This is a genomic window from Streptomyces sp. NPDC018964 (genome assembly GCF_044390325.1).
Taxonomy (GTDB): Bacteria; Actinomycetota; Actinomycetes; order Streptomycetales; family Streptomycetaceae; genus Streptomyces.
Genome location: NZ_JBIRYZ010000077.1, coordinates 1 through 1,263, shown reverse-complemented (window position 1 = coordinate 1,263; position 1,263 = coordinate 1). Strand labels below are relative to the sequence as shown.

Annotated in this window: 2 protein-coding genes; both read left to right on the top strand. The window is 36.3% G+C overall.

Going from position 1 to position 1,263, the window contains the following annotated elements; translation table 11 throughout:
- On the top strand, window positions 1-516 hold a 516-nt coding region (locus ACH5AO_RS37280; protein ID WP_398932579.1), incomplete at its 5' end, for a hypothetical protein.
- A gap of 14 nt (window positions 517-530) precedes the next feature.
- Complete coding sequence (locus ACH5AO_RS37275; protein WP_366881127.1) at window positions 531-1,127, top strand: hypothetical protein; 597 nt, start codon at window positions 531-533, stop codon at window positions 1,125-1,127.
- The last annotated feature ends 136 nt before the right edge of the window (window positions 1,128-1,263 follow it).

The following is a 1,263-nucleotide window of genomic DNA, read 5'->3' as shown; positions in this document are numbered from 1 at the left end:
ACTAAGGCATCTACAGGCATTCAGAGTGGAGGATATAATGTTTCTTTAACAAGTCCTCAAGACTTAAACCCAACAGTTACAGTGGGTACTGCGACTCAAAAAGTAATCATTGGAAAAATTCCTACTATTAATTTGGAAGATTTATCGGGTACAGGTTCCAATTTTTCATTGAAAGTTAGTGCTACTGAATTAACTGAAAAAACACCATCAGGTGGTTTCAAATCGGGAACAACAGCATTAAAGCCTTTTAATTCTATGATTTTAAAAACAAACTCATCAACCATTTCTAATCCTAACGTACAATTCGGTGGATTCACTGCAATTAACCTTGCTGGAGATACATCCACTACTTTATATTACGGAAGCAATGCGGGTGGCTCTACAAGCATAACTGCAGACAATGAAATCTCTGTTACGGTTGCACCAAATAAGGTAACGGTAGATCCTGTTAACTATCCAGGTGGTCCAACTCCTTATGAAACTACTGTTAAGCTTAGTGTAGTACAGGGGCTATAATGCGTAAGGTAAGTATGAGACAAAAGAGACTAATTGCTCTTTTGTCTTCTTTTGCTATATGCATGGTCCTTTTCAATACCAAGGCAGATGCTGCAGATCAATATGTAACTACCGCAACAGCGGGTGTCCAGAGCCAAGGAATATATTTAACAATTAGTAATCCAGAAATATTAAATCCGTTAGCTACAGTAAGTGCAGAAACACAAAAAATAGTGTTAGCAAAATTTCCAGAAATTAAAGTAGAGGATCTTACAGGGACTAATAGTGCATGGTCACTGAAGTTAGCTGCTACTCCATTAACAGAGAAGGCACCAGCTGGAGGCTTTAAATCAGGAACTTCAGCTATAGTTGGAAATACAATTCAGTATCGTGTTACTTCAGAAACAATCTCCAATACGAATATAACAAGAACTGTATCAGGAGCTGTAATAGATAAAATGACAGCAACGGTATATAGTGGAACGCAATCTGGATCAACCACTATAAATGCAGTAAATGAAATAACAACAACAATAACACCTAATAAAAATATGGTCGATTTAATCAACTATCCAACAACTCCGACTCCTTATGAAACTACGATTACATTTAGTGTGGTTCAAGGGCTGTAATACATAATAGAAAGCCAGGAGCGAAACTTCTGGCTTAAAGAAAGGGTGACATTAGATATGAAAAAAATAACTTTATTAATAGCAATTTTACTTCTCTGTATTCCTTCCATTTCTTTTGCCAAAGACAACGATAAAA

Excerpts from the sequence above, each read along its gene's own strand:
- ACH5AO_RS37275 (WP_366881127.1), top strand. The coding sequence starts at position 531 with ATGAGACAAAAGAGACTAATTGCTCTTTTGTCTTCTTTTGCTATATGC.